Origin of the sequence: Schaalia sp. JY-X159, from assembly GCF_014525425.1 — a bacterium.
GTDB lineage: Bacteria > Actinomycetota > Actinomycetes > Actinomycetales > Actinomycetaceae > Scrofimicrobium.
In genome coordinates this window covers 468713-491567 of record NZ_JACEXI010000002.1, presented here as the reverse complement: position 1 = coordinate 491567, position 22855 = coordinate 468713, and the positions used below count along the sequence as shown (strand labels likewise).

The window sequence follows — 22855 nt, the reverse complement described above, 5'->3', positions numbered from 1 at the left end:
TACACACTTGTTCTGTGATCAGGGTAAACCAGCAATCTACTCTATTCAGAGAGGTGCTCCAAGAATTGTGACTAAACCGAGTCGTTTGATTCTTTATCCCACCACTGTCTAAGCCTCGCAGCGGCCTGTTCCTTGCCGAGTTCGCCCTCGTCCATCCGTAGAGACAAGAGGTACTTGTACGCGCGACCAACCGCAGGTGAGGGACCCACATTGAGGATCGCCATGATCTCCTCACCGTCAAGGTCTGGGCGAATGGAATCCAGTTCTTCCTTCTCCCTTAACTCGGCAATCCTCTGTTCGAGGTCGTCGTAGGCAGCAGCAAGATATGCAGCTTTCCGACGGTTTCCGGTGGTGACATCTGCGCGGGTCAATCGGTGTAGTCGCTCCAACTGATCTCCCGCATCCGTAACATAGCGCCTTACTGCGGAATCAGTCCAAGCCTGCTCCCCGTAACCGTGAAACCGTAGGTGACCCGCTACCAACTCCGCCACCGCATTGGTCGTGGATTTGTCGAACCGCAGGGCTTTCATGCGCTTCCGGGTAATCTTGGCTCCCTCGACATCGTGGTGATGGAAGGTGACCTTTTTCCCTTCAAAGCGACGCGTCGCTGGCTTACCGATGTCGTGCATGAGGGCGGCAAAGCGGAGGATGAAATCTGGCCCGGGAACGGGACCATCCGGCCCAGTCTCAAGCGCCATTGCTTGGTCGAGGACGGTCAGGGTGTGTTCGTATACGTCCTTGTGCCGTCCATGCTCATCTACCGTGTCCTGGAGAGCGGACAGCTCAGGAAGAACATAGGGTGCCACACCCGTATAGACCAGTAGCTCGAGTCCACGTCGTGGGAAGGGACTGACGATGAGACGTTCCAGCTCAGAACGGATCCGCTCGGCGGAGACAATCTCGAGACGCTCGGCCTCGGCCCCCATCGCCTTCACTACCTCCGGCGCAACATCGACTCCCAGCTGCGCCGCAAAACGTGCGGCCCGCATGATCCTCAAGGGGTCGTCTCGGAACGACTGTGTAGCTGACACGGGGGTCCTCAACACGCCTTCAGCCAGGTCTTCCAATCCGTTGAACGGGTCAACCAAGACGAGGTCGGGAAGCCGCATTGCCATGGCATTCACGGTGAAGTCTCGTCGCGACAGGTCGCCCTCGAGCGTTTTTCCATAGATGACAACTGGCTTGCGGGAGTTCTCTTCATACTCCTCTGTCCGATAGGTGGTCACTTCAACCTGCAAGGAACCTTTGCGCCCCGCGATGGTTCCGAACTCCCTACCAACCGTCCAAACAGCGTCCGCCCACTGACGCATGATGGCCTCGGTTTGATCGGGGAGGGCCGAGGTCGTGAGGTCGAAGTCGTGTGCTTCCACGCCCAGGAACGCGTCACGAACAGGACCGCCAACAAGAGCAATCTCGTGGCCGGCGCTACCAAAACGGGCGGCTAGCGCCAGAATAGACTCCGGAAGGCCGGATAGTGTTGTCAAGCCAGAAGCCAACAGGGCTGGAATATCGCCTCGTCCAACCAACTTGTGACCAACTACCTTTTCTTCCGCCATAAGTTCCATCCAAGTCTTGATAAAGCTACACAATTACATGCTCGCATCCGAGGACGCACGGCTCAAAGCAGGTGCTCATTTGCCACTCCACCCTAAGCTGGGGCCATGCATAGTCAGAAGAGCGTTCGTGGGGCAGCCTATCCGGTCCCACGCCGTCCTCTTACCCCCAGGGTAATTACTGTGCGTAAAACCGCCATTCACACGCGAGCAGTGCAGGAAACCAGTGCGGGAGGCCTGTGTATTGATGTCAGAGACGGTGTTGCCTACGTTGCTCTGATAATGCGCCGTAACCGTGGGGGCCGTTTGGAGTGGTGTCTCCCGAAGGGACACCTCGAAGGTCGGGAGACACCCGCTCAAGCTGCAGTTCGGGAGGTCCAAGAAGAGACAGGTGCTCGCGGCCGAGTAGTCTGCAAGCTAGGAACTGTTGACTACTGGTTCTCAGGTACTTCAACCCGGATCCACAAGCTTGTTCACCACTTTCTCCTGGAATACCTCGACGGCGAACTTACCGTAGAGAACGACCCTGACCAAGAGGCTGAGGACACCGAATGGGTTCCCCTTCTGGAAGCGCAGAATCGCCTGTCATATCCAAATGAGAGACGCGTAGTAGCGGCCGCCATCGACCTCCTCTACTCGCCCTCACCGAACAAGTGACTATCTTCAGTAACGCGACATGAATAGACTTCCGCTAGCGAACCCCGAGTTGCGCGCAAAAGCAATGGCTGTGTTCTTTGCCGTCTTCATAGTATTCGTCGGCCTGTTCGCTGCGCCCACGGCAATCGCCAGTTCACAGGGTGATTCTGACTCTGCCTCTCCAACGATAAGGATTAGTGACCTGTCGCCTGAGATCCTTGTGGACGAGGACGAACTGGTGCTGACTGTCCACGTCGAAGCAGCGAGTCCAGAGCAGCTGCAGAGGGCTCGCATCATCACATTTGTGCATGCAGATCCGTTTGGTTCCATGGCCGAAGTTGACGATTTTCTCTCGGAGGGGCGCAACGACAGCTGGTCGGCTAACGAGCTCACCATGGAACAAGCGGATATTGAGCGCGCAACTACCGGAGGAACCGACATACGCATCAGGATCCCCGTTGATGATCTTCCTCTGTGGAATTCTGCCGCGTGGGGACCATACGGGGTGACGGTGCGCCTCCTAACGTCCACGAGCATTTTGGGTTTGAGTCCCGCACAGGACCGTACCCTGCTCTTGTGGTATCCCCCTGGTGCTACGGGAAAGATGCAGGCGAATGTCACTGTGACTGGAGTGGCGGACACGCTGAGCCCCGGCGCATGGTCGAGACTTGCGGGCGTTGGAACAACGGTCACACTGACGCACGAAGACCTCCGTGTCCTGTTGGCCAACGACTTGGGTCACGGACTTGAAATTGCGTCCATTCCCTCCGGAGATGCATCGCTATCTCTGCTTGCTGTTACTGAGCAGACTGAACTATATGGACTGGCCGCATCAACGCGCACCCTCCACGAGCCAGGCGTGGATGTACAGGAGTCGGACCCGCAGGACTCGCAGTCCGGGCAGTCTCAAAGTGGTGAGCAAGTCGGTGCAGACACAGGCTTTTCCGCAGGATCCCCCCAGAGTCTTGAGGCCGCCCTCCGCAGGTCCGACATATCTCTACTTGATAATCTTGTGATAGCAGACAATGAGTGGTGGGGGTTGCAGGTTCTGCGTGCCGGAGCAGGGGAAACGGTTCTTACAGATACCGAGGGCGTCGCTGAGAGCTCTGCGGACTCAACTACACCATCGGCCAGGTTCCTTGTGGATGCAAGAACGGGCTCGACGATCGTTGACGGCGATCAGAGAACTGCAGATTCTCAGGAGACCGTGACAGTCTTAGACTCTTGGGGGGCCGCCGCAGAGTCGCTCTCGTCGAAGGCTAGATCTGAGTATGGGGATCTGAGTGCGCGCCAGCGTGTTCGCGCCCTAACAGCGATTTCTGCTGCACAGGACGTGGGTGACCTATCCGTGTGGATAAATATTGCGGCCCCTGAGCTAGGCAAGAACCCATCCGAACGACTAGCAGAACTACTTGAAAACCCCTGGGTCAATCCGCTCTCTCTGCAAGACATGCTCGAAAGCCCACTGTCTACCATTCCAAGGCAGCCGATTGGTGAGTCCACGTCTACTTCGGCCGCGGAGGTTGAAGCCATTCTGCACCCGCTCAATCAAGAACTCGTTGCGACCGAGGACGTCCTCCTCGCAACCGTTGATGGTGAACGGCCAACACCGGTGCAACTTCTGCCCGTTCTGGCCTCAACCGCCAGTGATCTAACCACCCAGCAACGCCAAGTACGAGTTGATAGCGCACTGGACATCCTTTCAAGTTTCACAAGGACGATCGATGTCATTCCTTCGGGACCCGTAAACGTCGTGGGTCGCAACGCCCCGTTCCCGATTACTGTCCGCAACAGTGGTCCTTATGCCCTGCAAATTCTTGTTGGGCTCGAAGCGGGAGACCCGCGTCTCTCAGCGAAGGACTGGGTACCTACTGTGGTTCCCAGCGGGGGTTCCGTGACGGTTCAAGTTCCGGTTCAGGCGGTGGGGACCGGGCAGGTCGAGGTAACCGCAGTCGCCATGACGGAGGGTGGTACTACCCTGGATGCTTCCGAACCGATAACCGTGAGGGTGCGTGCAGACTGGGAAGGTCCCGGCCTGTGGATCGTCGCCGGTCTGCTTTCAGCGGCACTAGTTGCTGGAGTCATTAGAACGATCAGAAAGGGGAAGCGTCGAATGTCTCCTCTCGCTACCGCTAGTTCCAATAAGGACAACGGGTGAACGATAATCACGACGAACGGCAGGACGACGAAGAGGACGAGGTCGGAGGCTTAGAGCCGAAACAGCAGACACTTCTCAGGTCGTCAGTTCTCATGGCGTCAGGCACGCTGACGTCGCGTATCCTCGGCTTCATTAAGTCTGCGCTGCTTGTCGCGGCACTGGGCGCCAGTGCTGGGGCAATGGGTTCATTCCAGGTCGCCAACACACTGCCCAACATGGTTTACAACCTTCTGGCTGCCGGAATCATCGATGCGGTATTGATCCCTCAGATCGTCAGGGCACTGAAGAGCAGAGCCGGTAACGAGTACGTCAATAAACTCCTCACGGCCGCGGGTGCCCTGCTGTTCCTCCTGACGCTGGCAGCAATGGTGGCGACACCTGTGATCGTCACGATTCTTGCGTCTGCTTACAGCCCGGAGATGCGGGCCCTAACAATCACGTTCGCACTCATTTGCGTACCGCAGATTTTCTTCTACGGGCTTTACAATCTCCTCGGTGAACTCCTGAATGCCCGGGGAATCTTCGGGCCGTACATGTGGGCGCCGGTTGTCAACAACATCGTCGGCATCGCGTCACTTATCGCATTCCTAGTGCTCTGGGGGCAGGCGGGAGATATTCGCCCCGCCGAGTCCATGACTTCCGAGCAGATCCTCATGGTCGCCGGAATGGCAACTGTTGGCGTCATTGCGCAAGCTCTGATCCTGTTGATCCCCCTGCGGAAGTCGGGCCTCAAGCTTCGAATTGACTTCAGACTCAAAGGAACCAACTTCGGCTCCGCATCCAAGGTGGCGTTTTGGACATTCGCAACACTTCTGATGAGCCAGTTTGCTGTTGTCTCCACCTCGCAGTTGGCGACTCGCGCGGATGCCTACACCTCTGCCACCGGTGACCTTGTAGCGGGCAATCCGGCGTATCAGTACGCCTACATGATCTATATGGTTCCGTCGTCCCTGATCGCCCTCACACTGGCGACTGCTATTTTCACACGTTTAGCCAACGATGTCGCGGACGGGAACATAAAGGGGGTGGCAGAGAACTACCACCGGGGCGTGGATCTGATTGTCCTACTGTCGTTCTACGCGGCAGCTGTGCTGATTGTGGCAGCCAACCCAATGATGCAGATCATCATGCCTACGCTCTCCCCCAGCAGTGCGTCCTTGTATGGCATGGTCTTGGTCGCCCTCGTCTTTGCATTGCCGTCAGGCGGATTAACAATGATGTCTCAGAGGGTGTTCTTCGCGTTTGAGAACGCCCGGCCCGTCTTCCTCATCGCGATAGTGCCCACTATTTTGCAGATTGCCGTCGGCTGGTCCGTGTATCTCATAGCGGAACCAAAGTGGTGGACCGTAGGCGCAGCAGCTGGAGAGACCGTGTATCGCGTAGTACAGGGATTCGTTGCCCTGGTCTGGGCTGGAATCTTGGTGAGACAGATCAATGTCGGTCGAGTAGTTGCCTTCTATCTGCGCTGTATGTTCTCTTTCGCAGTCTCTGGGTTTGTAGCATGGGCCGTGCTTCATTTCATCGGCCCCTCGTCATCAGCAGAGTCAACAATTGGGCGCTTCTTTGACGGCACATGGAAGACTGTGCTCGTTGCGGTCATTGTGGCGTTCGTCTACTTCGGTCTCCTTCGAGTCTTTGATCCGGCCGGCATGAACGAAGCGGCGGGATCTCTGGTGGCCCGCTTCCGTCCTCGCCCCCAATCTGAGAGTGCGTCCCCTGCCGAACCGCTTCCACCAGGTAAAGAAGTTGATAGTGAGGCAGAGCTGGACGACCCGTCTGCAGGTGGGGAGACCGGCGAACAACCACTAGTCCAGAGACATGCGCGTGAACTTCCGCAGGCTGCAAGTTGGGCCGACGAACCTCCACAGTGGAACGAACTATTCTCCAGTTCAACCCAGGCAGCCGTGTTGGCCACACAGACATTGAACCGCGGAACCTCCTTTTTGGATATGGCGTCGACCGGGGCAATCCCTACCCTTACAGGAGAGTTAGGGGTCTCGCCGCGCGCCCGCGGGGTCGAAGAGCAAGGTAACGTGGAGAACCATGAAGTTAGGAAGGACCAGTTCGTGAGCGAACACAGAACCTCATCACAGGGAGCCCCGGTTGCCGCGACGGCTGGAAAGAAGGGGTTTAATCCGACCATTCCAGCGTTGATACTCGGACTTGTCCTTGTGCTGGCCGCCGGTTTCTTCGCTGTTCGCACGCTCATGGGCCCCGGACCTACCGATCTCTTTGCAGAAATGGGTGGCAACATCGCCCAGTCCGCACAATCTGGGCAATCTGGGCAATCTGAGGAGGAGGAAGTGGTTGAGGGGCCTGTCCCCGCAGTCGCACCCGTTGTCACTAGTGCAACAGTTTTCTCGTGGAACGATGATGATGGAGATCACCCCGAGCTGGCGTCGGCGATCGTAGATACTGATCCGTCCACGGTCTGGCGTTCCCGGTACTTCACACAAAACGCGTTTGAAGAGGGTAGCGAGATCTCTGTTCTTCTGACACTTGCAGAGCCCGCTGTAGTCTCAGAAATCACCCTGAACGTTGTTGGCTCAGGAGGTGAGGTTGTAGTACGTAATCCTGCCGATGGCAATCCTAGAGCGGGGGATGTTCTAGCAACCGCGCCAATTGACGGTCAGACTGTTATTCGCCTGGCACAACCGACAGAGCTTTCAGCAATCGGTCTAACTTTCAACACGCTGCCAGTTGATGATGAGGGGATGAACAGGGCAAAGATTGCTGGAATTTCAGTCCAGTAGACTGGCGTGAGTACCAGATTGATGGAAGCGAAGGGAATTATGCCTGAAGTGTTTGAGGATGTCGTTGTTCTTGGATCCGGACCCGCCGGATACACGGCCGCAATCTATGCGGCCCGCGCCGGCCTGCAGCCCCTAGTGATCGCAGGGGCGCTGGATGCCGGGGGTGCCCTCATGACTACAACAGAGGTAGAGAACTTTCCGGGCTTTCCTGAAGGTATTCAGGGGCCGGACCTCATGGACCATATGAAGGTTCAGGCTGAGAGATTTGGGGCACGTATCGAGTTTGATGATGCCAGTGCTGTTGAGTTCGACGGAGAGCATCTGAGGGTAACTACCTACGACCAGATTATTGAAGCAAGAACCGTCATCATTGCAACCGGGTCCGCATACAAGCACCTCAATGTGCCCGGAGAGGATCTACTAAGTGGGCGTGGTGTTTCATACTGCGCAACCTGTGACGGGTTCTTCTTTAGAGATAAGGAACTGGCAGTAGTCGGTGGTGGGGACTCAGCGATGGAGGAGGCATTGTTCCTCACGCGATTTGCCTCGAAGGTCACGGTCATTCATCGACGCGATGAGCTCCGTGCTTCACGAGTGATGGTTGAGCGCGCCAAAGCCCACGAGAAGATCGAGTTTGTTTGGGATTCTGTAGTGTCGGAGGTTCTCGGGACCGAGGGCGTTGAAGGTGTGCGCCTCACAAACGTGAAGACCTCAGAGGAATCTGTTCTCCCAGTTCAGGGAGTATTCGTCGCGATTGGCCACGACCCTCGATCTGAACTATTTCAGGATCAGATCAATCTTGACGACGCAGGATACATTGTTGTGAGCGAACCGGGTACCGCTACATCTCACCCAGGAGTATTCGCGTGTGGTGACGTTGTAGATCACACCTACCGGCAGGCCATTACAGCCGCAGGAACCGGTTGCAGGGCAGCGCTTGACGCGCAACGATACCTCGAAGATATCAAGTAAGGAACGCTTCCGCATCTGCGGAAAGAGAAAGAGATTTGGCGGAATTTATCATGACCGTGTCAGAAACCAGCACTGCGGAATCGGGTTCGGGAGACTGGTTGCACCTTCTCTCAGAAGATGGGCTGAACCTGCGCGAGTCCGAGATTCGCGCTCTGTTCTCAGTAGTTTCCCGTCCTGAAGTGGTGTCACTAGCTGGAGGAATGCCGAACCTTCAGGACCTTCCTCTGGACGGCATCGGGGAAATGACCTCGAAGCTCATCGAGACAGACGGTACAAGGGCCCTGCAGTATGGTGACGGACACGGGTGGAACCGATTGCGCGAACAGATTACCGAAATCATGAGCAAGGAGGGGATCGACGCTGATCCCTACCAGATCCAGATCACCACCGGGTCACAACAGGCCCTGCAACTAGCATCCGACATTCTGGTCAATCCGGGTGATGTCATTCTGGCAGAGTCACCTTCATACGTTGGCGCTCTGGGGGTGTTCCACTCACGACGAGCAGAGGTTGAGCATATCGAAATGGACGAGGATGGACTTCGTCCAGATGCACTTCGGGAGGCGATTCGGAGCGTACGGGCGTCGGGGCGTGAAGTGAAGTTTCTTTATACGATCCCAAACTTCCACAATCCTGCAGGCGTATCAATGTCCGAAACTAGACGGCCTGAGATTGTAGATATCTGCAGGTCAGAGGGCGTTTTGATCGTTGAAGACAACCCATATGGACTTCTCGGCTTCGACCAGGAACCAACTCGAGCCCTGCAACCTCTCTGGCCCGAAGGCGTCATCTACCTAGGTAGCTTTTCGAAGATTTTTGCTCCCGGCTACAGGATTGGTTGGGCACTGGCTCCTCAGGCGCTCTACGAGAAGCTGGTGTTGGCAGCAGAATCGGACATTCTCAGCCCGTCTATGATGGGGCAGATGTCCATAAGCAAGTACCTCGAGGACTTTGACTGGTACGCGCAGGTACGTGATTTTGCCAAGATGTATAAAGGTCGTTGGGAAGCGATGCGCGATGCACTTGAGGCGGAGATGCCCGAAGGCTGCACGTGGACAACACCCACGGGTGGCTTCTATACCTGGGTTTCATTGCCGGAAGGCGTTGACTCCAAGGCAATGCTTCCAAGGGCTGTGGAGGGACTAGTTGCCTACGTTCCTGGAACTGCCTTCTACTATGACGGTCGCGGGCGTGATCATGTCCGCCTTTCATTCTGCTACCCCACCGAAGAAACAATTCGAGAGGGCGTGCGCAGATTCGCATCTGTGCTCAAGAAGGAGATGGCAGAGGTAGCCAAGGACTAGTTGCCCGCTGGAGCACAGGGGGGTTGCACCCCTGCACTTGGGTATCTCTGCACCTGCGCCGCTTGGCACGGTCCCCCGTCAACCCGGCCGTTGGTCGGCACGGTCCCCCGTTAACCTGAAACGTATGCGTGGGGACCAAACGTGTGTCTGGGGTTGCTACCCCAAGCGATCATTTTGTCCCCACGCATACGTTTCGGAGGGGGGGCCCAACGGTGCCCGCACAGCGGTTGATACACGCGCGCATCGATGGTGTGAGCAAGTGCGTTAGGCCTGACTTGGACCACCTGGGGCTCTTTTGGTGTGTTGGGTTTGTGTTTGTGCTGGTCATGGGTGGTTTGGGTTTGGGGTTTGGGTAACTAACGGGGTTGGTAGAATGCCCAGGTGAGTCCCTTTTTGCGTAAAGTTCCCACTGCTTCGGGGGCAACCGCGGTGCAGATCGTGGTCAAGGAATCTGGGCGGGTGCGGGTGCTTGAACATCTGGGGTCAGCTCACAGCCCCGGTGAGCTTGCCGCACTAATGCAGGTAGGTCGGGAGCGGCTGCATCCGGGTCAAGAGGAACTGGATTTAGGTTTAGACCCAGCCGTGCGTGGTGGGGCTGTTGTGCAGTCTCAGTCATCACGCTTGTTGGTGGAAGTGATCCAGAATGCGTGGGATGCTCTGGGGTTTGATGTAATTGCAGATGAGGGGTTCTTTCAACTGGTCCTGGCCCGTTTGGTGGAGCCAACTTCAATGGTTGATAGTCGCCGCGTGTTGGAAGAACTGGGGGTCACCCCCGTGCATTACTCAACCTTCAAACGAGCCTTGACGCGGGCTGGGGAGCGTGATTACCGGGGCCAAATCGCGAAGGCCTGTTTCAATCATTCCCTGGTTACGAGTGGCCTGTCCCTGCTGCTTTACGATGTGACGACCTTGTATTTTGAGGCTGAGAAGGAGGATGACTACCGCAAGGTCGGGTTCTCTAAAGAACGCCGGGTTGATCCCCAAATCGTGGTGGGCTTACTGGTGGATCGGGCGGGTTTCCCTTTAGAGATTCACTGTTTTGCTGGTAACAAACCCGAAACCCAAACCATCCTTCCAGTCGTGAAAGCCTTCGCTGACCGTAACAATGTGGTTGACATGGTGGTGGTAGCAGATGCGGGAATGCTGTCAGCCACCAACCTTGATGCTATCGAGGAAGCCGGGTTGCGGTTCATTGTGGGATCGCGGATGACTAAAGCACCCCAGGACTTGGCGGGCCACTTCCACTGGCACGGCAGTGACGCTACCGATGGCCAAATCGTTGACACCACTACCTTGAAACGCGGTAAGCCCCGCCCTGACCCGGAAGGCCGTGTTCCTCTCACCCAGCCGGTGTGGGACCCAAACAATGCGGCACACGCCAGGTCGTGGCGCACAGTGTGGCAACACCGCCACAAACGCGCAGTAAGAGACCGTCACACTCTCCAGAAGCAGCGTGAACGAGCCGATGCAGTCATCAGCGGTGACAAGCCCGGTAAAGCGGCCAGGTTTGTGAAAACCACTGGCACCAAACGTGTTTTTGACCAAGCCACTTTTGAGCGGGCCCTACTGCTTGCCGGGTGGAAAGGCTACATCACTAACATCCCCAAAACCGTGATGGACGCCCAAGAGATCGTGGGTTCCTACCACGAACTGTGGCATGTGGAGCAGTCTTTCCGCATGAGTAAAACCGACCTGCAGGCTCGCCCTATCTTCCACCGTGAGCGAGATGCTGTTGAAGCCCATTTGACCGTGGTCTTCACTGCCCTAGCCATCAACCGCTACCTCTACGCAGCGACTGGGACCACCTTGAAAAAACTGGTGCAAACCCTACGTCCCTTGCGAGACGTCACCATTCAGATCAGCGGCCAACAAATCACCGCCACCCCCAAAATCAGCGCCCAAACACAAAAAATACTCACCAACCTCAAAACCAACACGGGTAACTAAAGTGGTCCAACTCAGGTGGGGACCAAACGTGTGTCTGGGGTTGCTACCCCAAGCGATCATTTTGTCCCCACGCATACGTTTCGGAGGGGGGGCCCAACGGTGCCCGCACAGCGGTTGATACACGCGCGCATCGGTGGTGTGAGCAAGTGCGTTAGGCGAGGACGGCAAGCAGCAATGGATCAATGGCGGTGGCAGAAGAACGTATATCTACAACCCCGCTTGTGAACTGCTGGCTCGCGCCAAGCGCTGGCTCTATAGACCCAGTTCAGAGGCTATTCGATCTAGATCAGCCTGGTCCGCAAATTCGATAATCAACCTGCTCTTCCTAGCACCTGGAACCACCCTCACCGAAGTGTCCAGGCGTGTAGCAGCTGCATCGGCAATCCTCTGTGCCGCCTCTGAAGGCGCTGCTTGCGGACGCGTTCTCCTCTTTACCGAGGGCTTCTTTCCAAACTTTGCTAGCTCCTCGGTAGCGCGTACTGACAAGCCCTCGCTAACAATTCGGTCTGCCATCGATTGCATTTCTGCTTGGGTTCCCAAACTGAGAATTGTGCGTGCGTGTCCTGGGCTGATGACACCCGCAGCAAGCATTCGTTGAACGGATGTCGGAAGTTTCAACAGTCTAAGAGTGTTGGCCACCTGCGGACGGGACTTCGAAACCCGGGTGGCTAGCTGCTCTTGCGTGTATCCAAAATCCTCCATTAGTTGCGAATAGGCTGCCGCTTCCTCCAGAGCATTTAGTTGTACTCGATGAATGTTTTCGATGAGTGCTTCACGGAGCAGCTCGTCCTCACCCGTTGAGCGGACAATTATTGGGATGGACTGAAGCCCGGCTTGTTTTGAAGCTCTCCAACGCCTTTCTCCCATGACCAGTTCGTATCTAGCTTCTGGCTGATCGACAAGTGCCTCCCGAAGACGGTCGGCCTGCCCCTCTTCAGCCAAGCTCTCCGCAGTGATCCGCCGAACCACAACGGGTTGGAGCACACCAACTTCTGCGATCGATGTTGCAAGCTCTTCAAGCTCGCCCTCATCAAAAATACTTCTTGGCTGTTTGAGGTTCGGGATAATCCAAGTCGGATCGACGTGCCCGAATGTTACGCCGGGGACAGGTAGAAGCTCTTCGTCAGCACGTGCCTCAATGTCAATATCCGCTTTGGAGCTGTTGCCCGTAATTGTTTCACGTGAAACATTTTCCCTGTGAACAGTTCTGTTCGACCGGTCAGAAAAGGCACCAGATGAGTCAATTGTTTCACGTGAAACACTCTTAGAGCCACCTCGGGGAGAAAGGAGGTCTCTGGCGGACCCGCCCCTCTGAACTGCCAGATCGGCAGACCTTCCGGTCAAATCAGGAAAGAGTACATCTAGAGGCTTCTCTTGCTTTTGTTGCGTCGGCTCCCTATCCGGGATCAAGGCGCCTAGCCCCTGTCCCAGTCCGCCACGCGCCCTCGATGTGCGCTGGACCCGCGGGCGACGTCCAGCATCCTTCTCACCTGGTTCTGCCATCATCAACTCCTAAGCTAGGGCGTTGGCAAGTTCAGCTGCAACCTTACGGTAAGCAATCGCGCCTGTACCACGCTCATCGTAGGTAATGACCGTCTCTCCATAGGAGGGAGCCTCAGATATCCTCACAGATCTTGGAATATCCGTGTTGAACACCGCTTCTCCGAAGTGAGTGCGGACCTCATTGGCTACCTCTGAACTCAGCTTCGTTCTACCATCCATCATTGTCATTAGGATGAACGGGGCTTGAAGGTCGGGGTTCAAGTCATTCTGAATGCGTCCGATAGTCTTTAGCAGCAGTGACAGTCCTTCTAATGCGTAATACTCTGCCTGAACTGGAACAATCATTCCAGTTGCTGCCACCAAGGCATTCAACGTCAGCATTCCCAGGGAGGGCGGGCAATCAATCAGTACCAAGTCGAACTGGTTGTCGTTCCCGTCCTCGAGAAGGTCGGAAATCGCAAACTTCAACAGGTGCGCCCGCTGAGCTTCGTCGACGAGTTCAACTTCCGCACCTGCGAGGTCGATCGTCGCTGGACACACGAAGATACCCGGAACCTCTTCACACTGAACGAGGGTATTGGCCAAATCAACTTCCCCAAGCAACACTTCGTACGTCGACGGTGTCCCGCCACCATGGGGGATTCCGAGGGCGGTGGATGCGTTGCCCTGAGGATCGGAGTCAATAACGAGCACTCTCAGTCCACCCACAGCCAGTGCTGCAGCGAGGTTCACTGCGGTGGTTGTCTTGCCAACGCCACCTTTTTGATTCGCAACTACAAGAATCGGTGTTCCCTGAGGCTTTGGGAGCTGGCTCCCATCCATTGCAGCAAACTCCGAGTAGTTCTTCGCCAGCTGATCTGCCAAAGGTGACGATTTTCCGACATCCTGCTTCACAAGACCACCTCTCAACCGTCTTAGCATAGTTTGCGGCTCCAATATCAGTTAACGCGCAGGTCAGAGTGGGTTTAGATAGTGCGTTTACACTCCACAACGTAGGTTGTTTCCCCATCGAGCACCGAGACGACCTCGTGTACCTGTGCAACCAGGTGTCTGCGTTTCAGTTCATCCGCTGCCTCATTGACTTCCTCATATGCGCGCCTTCCCTTGAGTGCCAAGAGACGCCCGCCAGGCGCAATCATCTTTGAGGTAAGACGCAGCAACTTAGGCATCGCGGCCACTGCGCGGGCTGTGACAACGTCCGCGCGAATCTTCTTGCCGATGTTTTCGCTGCGATCACGAACGATGCTGACGTTGTCGAGTCCGATCTCTTCAGCGGCTTCAGCCAACCATTCACACCGCCGCTCCATCGGTTCAACAAGTGTCACTTCAAGATCGGGTCGTGCGGCAGCAATTACTAGACCTGGCAATCCCGCACCAGATCCAACATCAATAACAGTTCCCCGTCTGGGGAGGAACGGCAATAGTGCAGCAGAATTCACGATGTGTCGTGACCAGATCCGTTCAGCTTCCTGAGGTCCGATCAGGCCACGCCTCTCACCCTCCGCCGCCAACAAGTCTGCAAACGCGACAACGGCTGACGCACCAGTTCCAAACAGCGACAGAGTGACCTGGTTCGGGCTTTCCATCAGTCTTCTACAACCAATGTTGCCTGCGTATCAACATCTTCAACGTCGCCCTCGTCGCCTGCAGCCAATGAAATCACCACGCAACGCGACGGTTCACTCCCCGCTGACTCGGAAACCAGACCAGCCTGAGCAACCACATCGTGACAGACCTTGCGTTCAAACGGGTTCATTGGATCAAGTCGCACCGGCGAACCAGTGTCTTTGACCTCTGCAACAGCATCCGCAGCGATCTGCTGCAGCTCTGCTCGCCTCCCAGCACGGTACCCGGCCACATCCAGCATCAGTCGAGACCGCTCACCCATGGCTGTCTGCACTGCTAGACGCGTTAGTTCCTGCAGCGCTTCCAGTACTTCCCCATCTTCTCCGACCAAACGAGAGAGTCGAGAGCGAGGATCATCGCTGACGATTGCTACAGAAGGTCGATCATTCTCCACGTCGATCTCAATGTCTCCATCGAGATCCATGATGTCCAAGACTTCCTCAAGGTAGTCTGCGGCGACCTCGCCCTCTTCCTCAAGCTGCTTCAAGCGCGTTTTACCGCCGGTACTGTTCGTCATTCGTTCCTCCGGTTGCCCACGTAGTACTTCTAATTCCCCGAATTGGTCTTCTTCTGGGGGTTATCCTTGCCCTGAGAACGCCGCTCCTGGCGACGCTGTTGGCGCCTCTGCTCGATTTCCTCAGGTGTAAGCGAGTTCTTGGCATTCGATGCCTTCTTAGCGTTGCGCTGCGCCCGCTTATCAGCGGCCTGCTGTTCCATACGTTCGCGCTCAGCAACCCTCATACGTTGCTCGCGCGACATCTTCTTGGGTCGGTTCTTGCGTGCAGCCTCTACCTGTTCTTGGCTCTTCCGTGCCATGATCTGTTGCTTCATCCAGATCTCGTCTGGAATTGTCTTCCAGGGCTCCATGGCCAAAGCGCGGTATACGGATAGCCTGTCTGCAACTGACCAATCCTCAGGGAACTTCCTGTAAACCTTTTGGCGGCCGGCCTGACGCTCCACTGTCGCAAGTGTGGTCGATTGCAACTTCTCAAGAGCAGGCTCGTCACCTTTGTCTTCTTGAGCCTTGGCGTCGTAGTTCTCAAATTCTCCCACGGCCCACTTCTTGTAGTTACCTTCGCGGCGCTCAAGCAGCTCGTTGAATGCTGGAGATCCAGGATTGGGAATCGTTTTGTTAACCCACAGCTGCTGGCAGTAGCCGAACACGGTGGTTGTCACCATGTAGACCAACAAACCCATCTGGAAGATGACACCCGTAAATACGAACATCAAGGGCATCATGTACATCATGGACTTCTGGCTGCGAACCATGGGGTTGTTGGGATCCTGATTAGGCGCCATGTTCTTTGTCATCGACAGACGCATAGTCAGGAACTGAACCACCACAAGAACAGCAATAAGCACAATAAAGACTGCCTTGAGCGCACCATTCGTTGTTGCTAGCGTCTCGGTAAGACCGACGCCCACAACAGTTGAGTCGGCAACGTCAGCGGCCATTGCCGCATTAAGTGGACCGAGGGCGTCCCAAGCATATGTGCCAGCCATAATCTGGCTGACTGAGAAGAAGACCCTGTAGAGAGCGAAGAGGATTGGCATCTGCACCAACATTGGCAAACAGGAAGCATAAGGAGATGCCCCATGCTTCTTGTACAACGCCATTGTCTCTTCGCTTTGACGCTGACGGGAGACCGAATCCTTCTTCCCCTTGTACTTGGCCTGGATCTTCTGCATCTCCGGCTGAAGCAGCTGCATGCTACGCATGGACTTGATCTGCTTCAAGTACAGAGGCAGAATCGCGAACCGTACCAGAACGGTCAAGATGACGATGGAGAGAACCCAGCCGATACCGGGACCGCTAGGGATACCAATGAAAGTCAGTGCCCTATAGATGGAAACCCAGATCCACGCGAAGGCCACAATAATCGGGTGAAGAATTGAATCCACTGAGGACTCCTTACAAGAACGCTCGTATTGTCAAACTAGAATCTAATAGCATCTCAACTGCTAACCGTGAACCGCTAACTCTCACGGCCCCTCTTCGATGTCGTGGCCGGCCCAGTCGTCGGGCGGGACCCACTCAGGTGCTTTCCAAAAACCCTTTGAGGGAACGTGATTCACGCCCCCTCGGCTCCACGGGTTGCATCGAACAATTCGCGCAACTCCGAGGAGAAAACCTTTCCCAACTCCGTGTATCTGCACCGCTTCAACAAAGTACTGTGAACAACTCGGGTAATAACGACACCTCGGAGCCATTAGCGGTGAAACATAGCGCTGATACAACCTCACGGGAGCAAGAAATATCGGGACAAATGGGTTCTTCATTCGTCACACCTAAGCTCAGAAGCCGTGTCCACGGATGCCTTCTTAAGTGCCGAAGCGAGGAGTCGGTCGAAGTTTCGGCCAAGCTCCTCGCTAGACATACCTACTGCTCCCTCGAGACTTCGGACCACAAGAGTCCAGCCCGCTGGCAGCGTCACGACGCGCGACTGAATGACATGCCTCAGTCTCCGCTTCACTTGATTGCGTGCAGTGGCCCTCGGTACTTGCCTCTTTCCAACAATCAGTCCCGCCCTTGCAGGCATCTGTCCGGGGCAGGGTAACACCGAGACAACCAGGACATAGTTCCCGGATTTGCACCCCTTCTTCAGAGTTCGTGCGAATCCCTCACGCCTGGTTATTCGGCGATCAGCGCTGAGCACACCATCAACTGTCGTCGACGAGGGCGATCAGACAGCGATCTGCGAGCGGCCCTTGCGACGACGGCTAGAAAGGATTGACCGTCCGGCACGCGTGCGCATACGCAAGCGGAAACCGTGAACCTTGTGCCGGCGACGGTTATTCGGCTGGAAAGTACGCTTCGTCATCTTAGTTCTCCTAGAAAGGACAGCACGTTGCTGCCAGGTTTAGTGTCGGCCACACGAATATAACCATCACAAATACGCCAAAACAGACTACGCCGAACCGTTCGCCGTGGTCAATGAAGGCACGCTTAAGCGGCGCGCCTCATAGGTAGTTCCACAACTGTGGATATCCCCGTGGATACATATGCTACTTTGTCCCCAGCCAGATGTGGAGATCTTGTTACCGACCACCCATAATTGATAACGCTGATGCCAAGTTTCCGCTAAATAACAACGGTGTAAGACGTGCCCATACTTTCCACAATTTTTTCCACAATCGTCAATTCTGCGACATCCAGATAGGCTAAGGGCCGAGCCAGGCTGAGACCTGGTGTTCAAAATCACCATCAACAAGCGCTGAATTACAGGAAGGCACCATCCATGGAGGGCTCCTCACTCACATCCGCCTGGGACCACGTAGTCACCCAGGTCAACCCGGATGAACTAGGGCCAGCCCACGCCGCGTTTCTCCAGATGGTGAAGCCCCTCGGAGACATTGAAGGGACGATTCTCCTCGCTGTTCCAAACGATTTCACCAAGTCCTACATCGAGAACAGGATGTCTTCGCGCCTCACTGAGGCCCTAACACAAACACTTGGTAAACCAGTTCGTATCGCCGTCACCGTCGACCCTTCCCTGGAGGCAACGCCTGAGAGAGAAGAGCAACCTGACGTTTGGTCACATTCAGAGTTCGAGAGAATGGATCTGACGTCCCAGGAATCAAATACTCCCGGTCCCGAGGCAACGCGGCGTCAACTTCTCAATATGCCGACCCAGAGAATTGCTCTGAATCCGAAGTATCTTTTCGATACATTTGTTATTGGCAGCTCAAACCGCTTCGCACACGCCGCTGCCCTCGCCGTTGCAGAGGCCCCTGGACGTGCTTACAACCCACTGTTCATCTACGGTGATTCCGGATTGGGAAAGACCCATCTTCTCCACGCGATCGGTCACTACGCACTTTCCCTCTACCCACACCTGAAAGTCACCTACGTCAACTCCGAAGAGTTCCTCAACGATTTCATTAGTGCCATCGGCGAGGGCGGAAGAGATGCGTTTAAGAAGAGATATCGCCAAAGCGACATTCTTCTTATCGACGACATACAGTTCATTCAAGGCAAGAAGGAGACCGTGGAAGAGTTCTTCCACACCTTCAATGCGCTCAATGATGCCGGTAAGCAAATCGTCATAACTTCCGATCTTCCCCCGAAGGAGTTAGGCGGCTTTGAGGATCGCCTTCGCTCACGCTTCGCCTCGGGACTGACAACAGACGTTCAGCCACCTGACCTAGAGACCCGCATTGCAATCCTTCAAATGAAAGCAGCTGCAGAACACATCACGGTCCGCTCAGAGGTCCTGGAATACATTGCTTCGCGCATCTCCGCCAATATTCGTGAACTTGAGGGCTCGCTGCTGCGAGTGACCGCGTTTGCAAACCTGACGCGCCAAGAGATCGACCTCCAGTTGGCCCAAATGGTTCTGAAAGACCTACTGTCGGACCCCGAGGACATCGAGATATCTTCGTCCCTCATCATGGGACAGACAGCGTCCTATTTCGGCGTCACCATAGAACAACTCTGCGGCCCCGACCGTTCCAGACCGATGGTGGAAGCCCGGCAGATTGCAATGTACATCTGTCGCGAGCTAACGGATCTGTCCCTTCCAAAGATTGGTGAAGCTTTTGGCGGCCGGGACCACACCACAGTGATGCATGCAAACAAGAAGATCCAGGGACTAATGGCTGAACGCCGCGAAACTTACAACAATGTGACTGAGATTACAAATAGGGTCAAGAGGCAGGCTCGTGGCGCCTAGTTGGAGCTTCCGCTCCACAGGGAATCCTCTCCCAATTCACATCTTTCACTCATGTAGTTCCAAGTCTCGGCCAACGAAACTCACCTGCCTGTGTATACCTGGGGCTGCCTCTCCTGATAACTACAATTTTCAGTGCATAACTATCGCCGTTCTGGTGATAGATGGATGACAACAGATTTGTAATTCACACCCGCCCGTCTATCTCCACTGGTTTGTCAACAATCTTTCAACAGCTAGTTTTGTTGCACAGTGTGCCAGAAGCGGTGATTTCCACAGTTTGCACAGGTGCTACTACTACTACCAATTCAATTAATGAAAGATCTAACTAGGCCCGCAGTTGGGATTATTGGTTGTTTCTTGAGGCCCACCAAACCCGCGTCAGTTGCGGGTACAGTTAAGTTCCGCGCCACTAACCAGCGCTAGCAAATGGAGGAAATGTGAAGTTCAGACTCTCCCGTGATGTATTTTCGGATGCCGTTCAGTGGACTTCTCGTGCTGTGCAACAAAGACCTACAATTCCCATCCTCTCTGCGGTGAGGATTACCGCCCGTGAAAATGAAGTTGAGTTTTCGACGTTTGACTACGAAGTATCCGCGAGGTCAAAAGTAGAGGCCGTGGTTACAGAGGCCGGTGAAGCTCTTGTATCCGGCAGATTGATAACAGAGATAGCTAAGGCGCTACCTAACCAAGATGTCGTGCTAACTCTCAATGACAACCACGTCGATGTGGAGTGCGGACGTGCGAAGTTTGCCCTGCAGGTGATGCCGATAGAAGACTATCCGGATTTGCCCACACTCCCGACGCTCGCAGGGAAGGTTGACGGGCAAGCCTTTTCCCAGGCAGTCTCCCAAGTTGCGATCGCCACATCCAAGGACGACACACTACCGCTGCTTACCGGTGTCAGAGTTGAGATTGATGGATCGCGCATCACCTTGCTTGCCACAGACAGGTACAGGTTGGCTCTGCGGGAACTGGAATGGAATCCTGAAAGCCCATCATTTTCAACGGAATTTCTCGTCAAGGCGCGAGTATTGAACGACGTCGCTCGAAACCTCGGTGGCGGGGGAGCAGTTGATGTTTCTCTGACCCAAGGAGGCGCAACTGAGAGAGCAGCCATAATCGGATTTAGTGCTGGTGAACGACAGGCGACCTCGTCGCTCATGGATGGGGACTACCCACCCGTAAGGAAGTTGTTTCCGGAAGTGACTCCGATGGAGTATGTGTGTGCAAGACAGGAGCTCCTCGAAGCAGTAAAGCGCGTCTCCCTGGTTGTTGAACGTAAGACTCCGGTTCGTCTCGTGTTCGAGGACGGTGCGCTAACGCTGGACGCCGGGGCTGGAGAGTCGGCGCAGGCTCAGGAAGCAGTTCCGCTGGTTGCAGCTGGTGACCCTTTGCGGACTGCATTCAACCCCGAATACTTGCGCGATGGTTTGGCCTCTCTCGACACAGAGTTCGTTCGTTTTGGATTCACCGACGCTAACAAGGCAGCTGTAATGATGGGCCAGCCCGAAGAGAATGGCGAGGGTGATTCGATGTTCAAGTATTTGCTCATGCCGATTCGTTTTGGTGCGTAGGAAGGTCAGTTGCATACGCGGTGTACGTCTCTCATCTAGCTCTCAATGACTTTCGTTCCTATCGGGAACAGGTCGTAGAACTGGCGCCGGGTATCGTTGTTTTTCAGGGGCAGAACGGGCGCGGAAAGACCAACCTGGTTGAGGCGATTGCCTACCTGTCGACATTTTCTTCACACAGGGTTTCGTCCTCGTCCAATTTGGTGAGGGTCGACAGGGACGGCGAAAAGCAACCCGGCGGTGCGGTAGTTCGGGTTCGGGTTCAAGAAGAGAATCGCAGCGTGCTCCTTGAACTTGAAATTGCGCGAGGACGTGCGAATAGGGCGCGTCTAAATAGGGCTAACGTTGCTCCCCGGGAGATCTTGGGGAAGCTCCGAACTGTTGTTTTTGCTCCGGAAGACCTCGAACTATTGCGGGGTGACCCGGCTGTGCGACGGCGGTTCCTGGATGAGATCATCACCAAATTGCGACCCCATTTCTTAGGGGTTCGTCAAGATTTTGAGCGTGTGCTACGCCAGCGCGGCGCAGTCTTGAAGCAGTTTGGGCGTTCGGGATATCCGCTTTCTCCAGAAGATGAAGGGGTTATGGAGGTCTGGGACCGGCAGTTGGCCGGTCTTTCAGCACAAATAGTTGTGAACAGGTTGGCTGTTGTCCAAGCACTGCAACCTCTGGTGGCAAATTCATACCGGCAGATAACGGATGGCGATCGGTTAGCGGACGTTCAGTATCGAACTCACCTTCGGACGGAACAAGCCGCTGATTCACCGCTCACCTACGGTAGCTTGAAAGTTGTGGAGGGCAGGATAGAGGGGAACGCCGACGAACAAGTTGCAGAACTTACGCTGCGGTACCGGGAGCGTTTGGCTGAGATACGTAGTGATGAACTGAGACGGGGGATCAACCTTGAAGGTGCGCACCGCGATGATCTTGCAATCACTCTGGATGGGCTTCCAGTTCGCGGATTTGCTAGCCACGGCGAGATTTGGTCCTCGGCTTTGATGCTCCGACTGGCGGAGTTGGAACTCCTCCGTTTGGATGGGGACTATCCGGTTTTGATCCTTGATGATGTGTTTGCGGAACTTGACGTGAGCCGCCGACAGGGTCTGCTCTCACAGATGAAGCAGGTAGAGCAGGTTTTGGTCACCGTTGCAGTGGAGGCAGATGTTCCCCAGGAGCTGCACGCGCAGAGAATCAGTATTTCGCGCAGTGGGGATGGCACCAGTCAGGTTGAGGTGCTTGTAGATGAGTGAAGACCGGGACAGAGAGCGCCGTTCTGAGACGGCTAGAGCCTTCTATAGGCGCTATCGCGCACAAACGTTCCAAAGTGGCCAGTTCACGACGCCGTCGTCAGGGAACACGAGTGGAGTTGCAGGCTTCGGTTTGCCAAAGAAGGGCAGCACAACAGGCGACGGGGCGGGAGCTAACAGGCCGGGTGAAGAAGCCACAGACAAGGGAGATTTGCCCCGAATTACAGACCAACTTGAGACAGGCTGGACTGCTCCCCCGGGAACATACAGATCAAAAAATGGTACGGGTCGGTCCCGGTGGGACCCAGCTGCGCTGGGAGACGTACTTGGAATTGAAGTAGCGAAGAGAGGTTGGGATCGAACGCTGTCAGTCGCCTCAGTTACTGGTGACTGGGAACAGATCGTTGGTCCACAGGTTGCGCAACACTGTCCGATAGAGAGTTTCGAGGGCGGTACGCTTATCGCCCGGGCCGATTCAACAGCGTGGGCTCAACAGTTGCAGATCCTTCTCCCACATATCCACAGACGGATAGATGAGCGAGTCGGACCGGGCATTGTGGAAAAGGTGATTGTTCGAGCGCCACAAGCCCCGTCATGGGTAAAGGGCAAGAGGACTTTTCGTGGGGGTCGGGGTCCTAGGGACACCTACGGCTAGGCGCTTGGCAAACCCACCACGGGATGTCCTAAATATTTGCCAACTTCATGACTGGGGTTGTTTCACGTACGAGGACGGCGATCAACCCCCTCCCTCGTGGGGGATACCACGGCACAGACATTGGGTGCTGCACGCGCGAAATTGATAGGATTAGGACAGGTTGTAGCCTGGCCTCCGCAACGCGGAAAACGGCTTGGGCTACACGTCAGAAGACAGGTAACGACAACGCTCTCAACTTCCGGTGAATGTGCGGTGCA

At 55.4% G+C, this 22855-nt stretch carries 19 protein-coding genes; 10 read left to right on the top strand and 9 right to left on the bottom strand.

Annotated features, from left to right (window positions below):
• Positions 1 to 71: 71 nt before the first annotated feature.
• Complete coding sequence (locus tag IDL90_RS05145) at positions 72 to 1556, bottom strand: CCA tRNA nucleotidyltransferase (protein WP_259349525.1); 1485 nt, start codon at positions 1554 to 1556, stop codon at positions 72 to 74.
• 105 nt (positions 1557 to 1661) lie between these two features.
• On the opposite strand from IDL90_RS05145, the gene IDL90_RS05140 reads away from it, so the two are divergent.
• The 6 genes from IDL90_RS05140 to IDL90_RS05115 all read left to right on the top strand — a co-directional run bounded on the left by IDL90_RS05140 (position 1662) and on the right by IDL90_RS05115 (position 11323).
• Complete coding sequence (locus tag IDL90_RS05140) at positions 1662 to 2210, top strand: NUDIX hydrolase (protein ID WP_182141590.1); 549 nt, start codon at positions 1662 to 1664, stop codon at positions 2208 to 2210.
• A gap of 19 nt (positions 2211 to 2229) precedes the next feature.
• Positions 2230 to 4347, top strand: coding sequence for a DUF6049 family protein (locus IDL90_RS05135; protein WP_187994587.1), 2118 nt, complete (start codon positions 2230 to 2232; stop codon positions 4345 to 4347).
• Positions 4344 to 7100, top strand: coding sequence for a murein biosynthesis integral membrane protein MurJ (gene murJ, locus IDL90_RS05130; protein ID WP_187994586.1), 2757 nt, complete (start codon positions 4344 to 4346; stop codon positions 7098 to 7100). The genes IDL90_RS05135 and murJ overlap by 4 nt, the downstream gene beginning before the upstream one ends.
• A gap of 39 nt (positions 7101 to 7139) precedes the next feature.
• On the top strand, positions 7140 to 8072 hold the full coding sequence (gene trxB / locus IDL90_RS05125) for a thioredoxin-disulfide reductase (RefSeq protein WP_182142776.1): 933 nt from the start codon (positions 7140 to 7142) through the stop codon (positions 8070 to 8072).
• 50 nt (positions 8073 to 8122) lie between these two features.
• On the top strand, positions 8123 to 9376 hold the full coding sequence (locus IDL90_RS05120) for a PLP-dependent aminotransferase family protein (protein WP_182141593.1): 1254 nt from the start codon (positions 8123 to 8125) through the stop codon (positions 9374 to 9376).
• A 381-nt stretch (positions 9377 to 9757) separates the two neighbouring features.
• A complete protein-coding gene (locus IDL90_RS05115; RefSeq protein WP_187994585.1) occupies positions 9758 to 11323 on the top strand; it encodes an IS1634 family transposase in 1566 nt (521 codons plus the stop codon).
• 252 nt (positions 11324 to 11575) lie between these two features.
• Here IDL90_RS05115 and IDL90_RS05110 read toward each other — a convergent pair whose 3' ends face one another.
• The 8 genes from IDL90_RS05110 to rpmH form a co-directional block, all read right to left on the bottom strand.
• Complete coding sequence (locus tag IDL90_RS05110) at positions 11576 to 12829, bottom strand: ParB/RepB/Spo0J family partition protein (protein WP_262509033.1); 1254 nt, start codon at positions 12827 to 12829, stop codon at positions 11576 to 11578.
• Between the two features lie 6 nt (positions 12830 to 12835).
• Positions 12836 to 13720 carry a ParA family protein gene (locus IDL90_RS05105; protein ID WP_310649230.1) on the bottom strand — a complete coding sequence of 295 codons (885 nt, stop codon included), beginning with the start codon at positions 13718 to 13720 and terminating at the stop codon, positions 12836 to 12838.
• 71 nt (positions 13721 to 13791) lie between these two features.
• The gene (rsmG, locus tag IDL90_RS05100) at positions 13792 to 14412 is read right to left on the bottom strand and encodes a 16S rRNA (guanine(527)-N(7))-methyltransferase RsmG (RefSeq protein ID WP_182141597.1); all 621 of its coding nucleotides are present in this window, start codon (positions 14410 to 14412) and stop codon (positions 13792 to 13794) included.
• On the bottom strand, positions 14412 to 14969 hold the full coding sequence (locus tag IDL90_RS05095) for a R3H domain-containing nucleic acid-binding protein (protein ID WP_182141598.1): 558 nt from the start codon (positions 14967 to 14969) through the stop codon (positions 14412 to 14414). The genes rsmG and IDL90_RS05095 overlap by 1 nt, the downstream gene beginning before the upstream one ends.
• Before the next feature lie 29 nt (positions 14970 to 14998).
• Complete coding sequence (yidC, locus tag IDL90_RS05090; protein WP_182141599.1) at positions 14999 to 16354, bottom strand: membrane protein insertase YidC; 1356 nt, start codon at positions 16352 to 16354, stop codon at positions 14999 to 15001.
• Positions 16355 to 16435: 81 nt separating this feature from the next.
• Positions 16436 to 16732, bottom strand: a complete 297-nt coding sequence (yidD, locus tag IDL90_RS05085; RefSeq protein ID WP_182141600.1) for a membrane protein insertion efficiency factor YidD — start codon at positions 16730 to 16732, stop codon at positions 16436 to 16438.
• Positions 16729 to 17109 (bottom strand): ribonuclease P protein component, encoded by a 381-nt coding sequence (gene rnpA, locus IDL90_RS05080; protein ID WP_182141601.1) that lies wholly within the window; start codon positions 17107 to 17109, stop codon positions 16729 to 16731. The genes yidD and rnpA overlap by 4 nt, the downstream gene beginning before the upstream one ends.
• A gap of 27 nt (positions 17110 to 17136) precedes the next feature.
• The gene (gene rpmH / locus IDL90_RS05075; protein ID WP_182141602.1) at positions 17137 to 17274 is read right to left on the bottom strand and encodes a 50S ribosomal protein L34; all 138 of its coding nucleotides are present in this window, start codon (positions 17272 to 17274) and stop codon (positions 17137 to 17139) included.
• 417 nt (positions 17275 to 17691) lie between these two features.
• Between rpmH and dnaA the strand changes: the two genes are divergently transcribed.
• The 4 genes from dnaA (at position 17692) to IDL90_RS11845 (ending at position 22598) form a co-directional block, all read left to right on the top strand.
• Positions 17692 to 19125, top strand: coding sequence for a chromosomal replication initiator protein DnaA (gene dnaA / locus IDL90_RS05070; RefSeq protein ID WP_182141603.1), 1434 nt, complete (start codon positions 17692 to 17694; stop codon positions 19123 to 19125).
• A 437-nt stretch (positions 19126 to 19562) separates the two neighbouring features.
• Entirely contained in the window at positions 19563 to 20699 is a 1137-nt protein-coding gene (gene dnaN, locus IDL90_RS05065; RefSeq protein ID WP_182141604.1) for a DNA polymerase III subunit beta, read from the top strand.
• Positions 20700 to 20719: 20 nt separating this feature from the next.
• Complete coding sequence (recF, locus tag IDL90_RS05060) at positions 20720 to 21946, top strand: DNA replication/repair protein RecF (protein WP_187994584.1); 1227 nt, start codon at positions 20720 to 20722, stop codon at positions 21944 to 21946.
• Positions 21939 to 22598: a DUF721 domain-containing protein gene (locus IDL90_RS11845; protein WP_182141606.1), complete on the top strand. Its 660-nt coding sequence runs from the start codon at positions 21939 to 21941 to the stop codon at positions 22596 to 22598. The genes recF and IDL90_RS11845 overlap by 8 nt, the downstream gene beginning before the upstream one ends.
• Positions 22599 to 22855: the final 257 nt, after the last annotated feature.

Coding starts and splice junctions, on each gene's coding strand:
- rsmG (WP_182141597.1), bottom strand. CDS start 14,412: ATGGAAAGCCCGAACCAGGTCACTCTGTCGCTGTTTGGAACTGGTGCG.
- IDL90_RS05110 (WP_262509033.1), bottom strand. CDS start 12,829: ATGATGGCAGAACCAGGTGAGAAGGATGCTGGACGTCGCCCGCGGGTC.
- IDL90_RS05145 (WP_259349525.1), bottom strand. CDS start 1,556: ATGGCGGAAGAAAAGGTAGTTGGTCACAAGTTGGTTGGACGAGGCGAT.
- IDL90_RS05135 (WP_187994587.1), top strand. CDS start 2,230: ATGAATAGACTTCCGCTAGCGAACCCCGAGTTGCGCGCAAAAGCAATG.
- trxB (WP_182142776.1), top strand. CDS start 7,140: ATGCCTGAAGTGTTTGAGGATGTCGTTGTTCTTGGATCCGGACCCGCC.
- yidD (WP_182141600.1), bottom strand. CDS start 16,732: ATGAAGAACCCATTTGTCCCGATATTTCTTGCTCCCGTGAGGTTGTAT.
- IDL90_RS11845 (WP_182141606.1), top strand. CDS start 21,939: ATGAGTGAAGACCGGGACAGAGAGCGCCGTTCTGAGACGGCTAGAGCC.
- rpmH (WP_182141602.1), bottom strand. CDS start 17,274: ATGACGAAGCGTACTTTCCAGCCGAATAACCGTCGCCGGCACAAGGTT.
- IDL90_RS05095 (WP_182141598.1), bottom strand. CDS start 14,969: ATGACGAACAGTACCGGCGGTAAAACGCGCTTGAAGCAGCTTGAGGAA.
- IDL90_RS05140 (WP_182141590.1), top strand. CDS start 1,662: ATGCATAGTCAGAAGAGCGTTCGTGGGGCAGCCTATCCGGTCCCACGC.
- dnaA (WP_182141603.1), top strand. CDS start 17,692: ATGGAGGGCTCCTCACTCACATCCGCCTGGGACCACGTAGTCACCCAG.
- IDL90_RS05120 (WP_182141593.1), top strand. CDS start 8,123: ATGACCGTGTCAGAAACCAGCACTGCGGAATCGGGTTCGGGAGACTGG.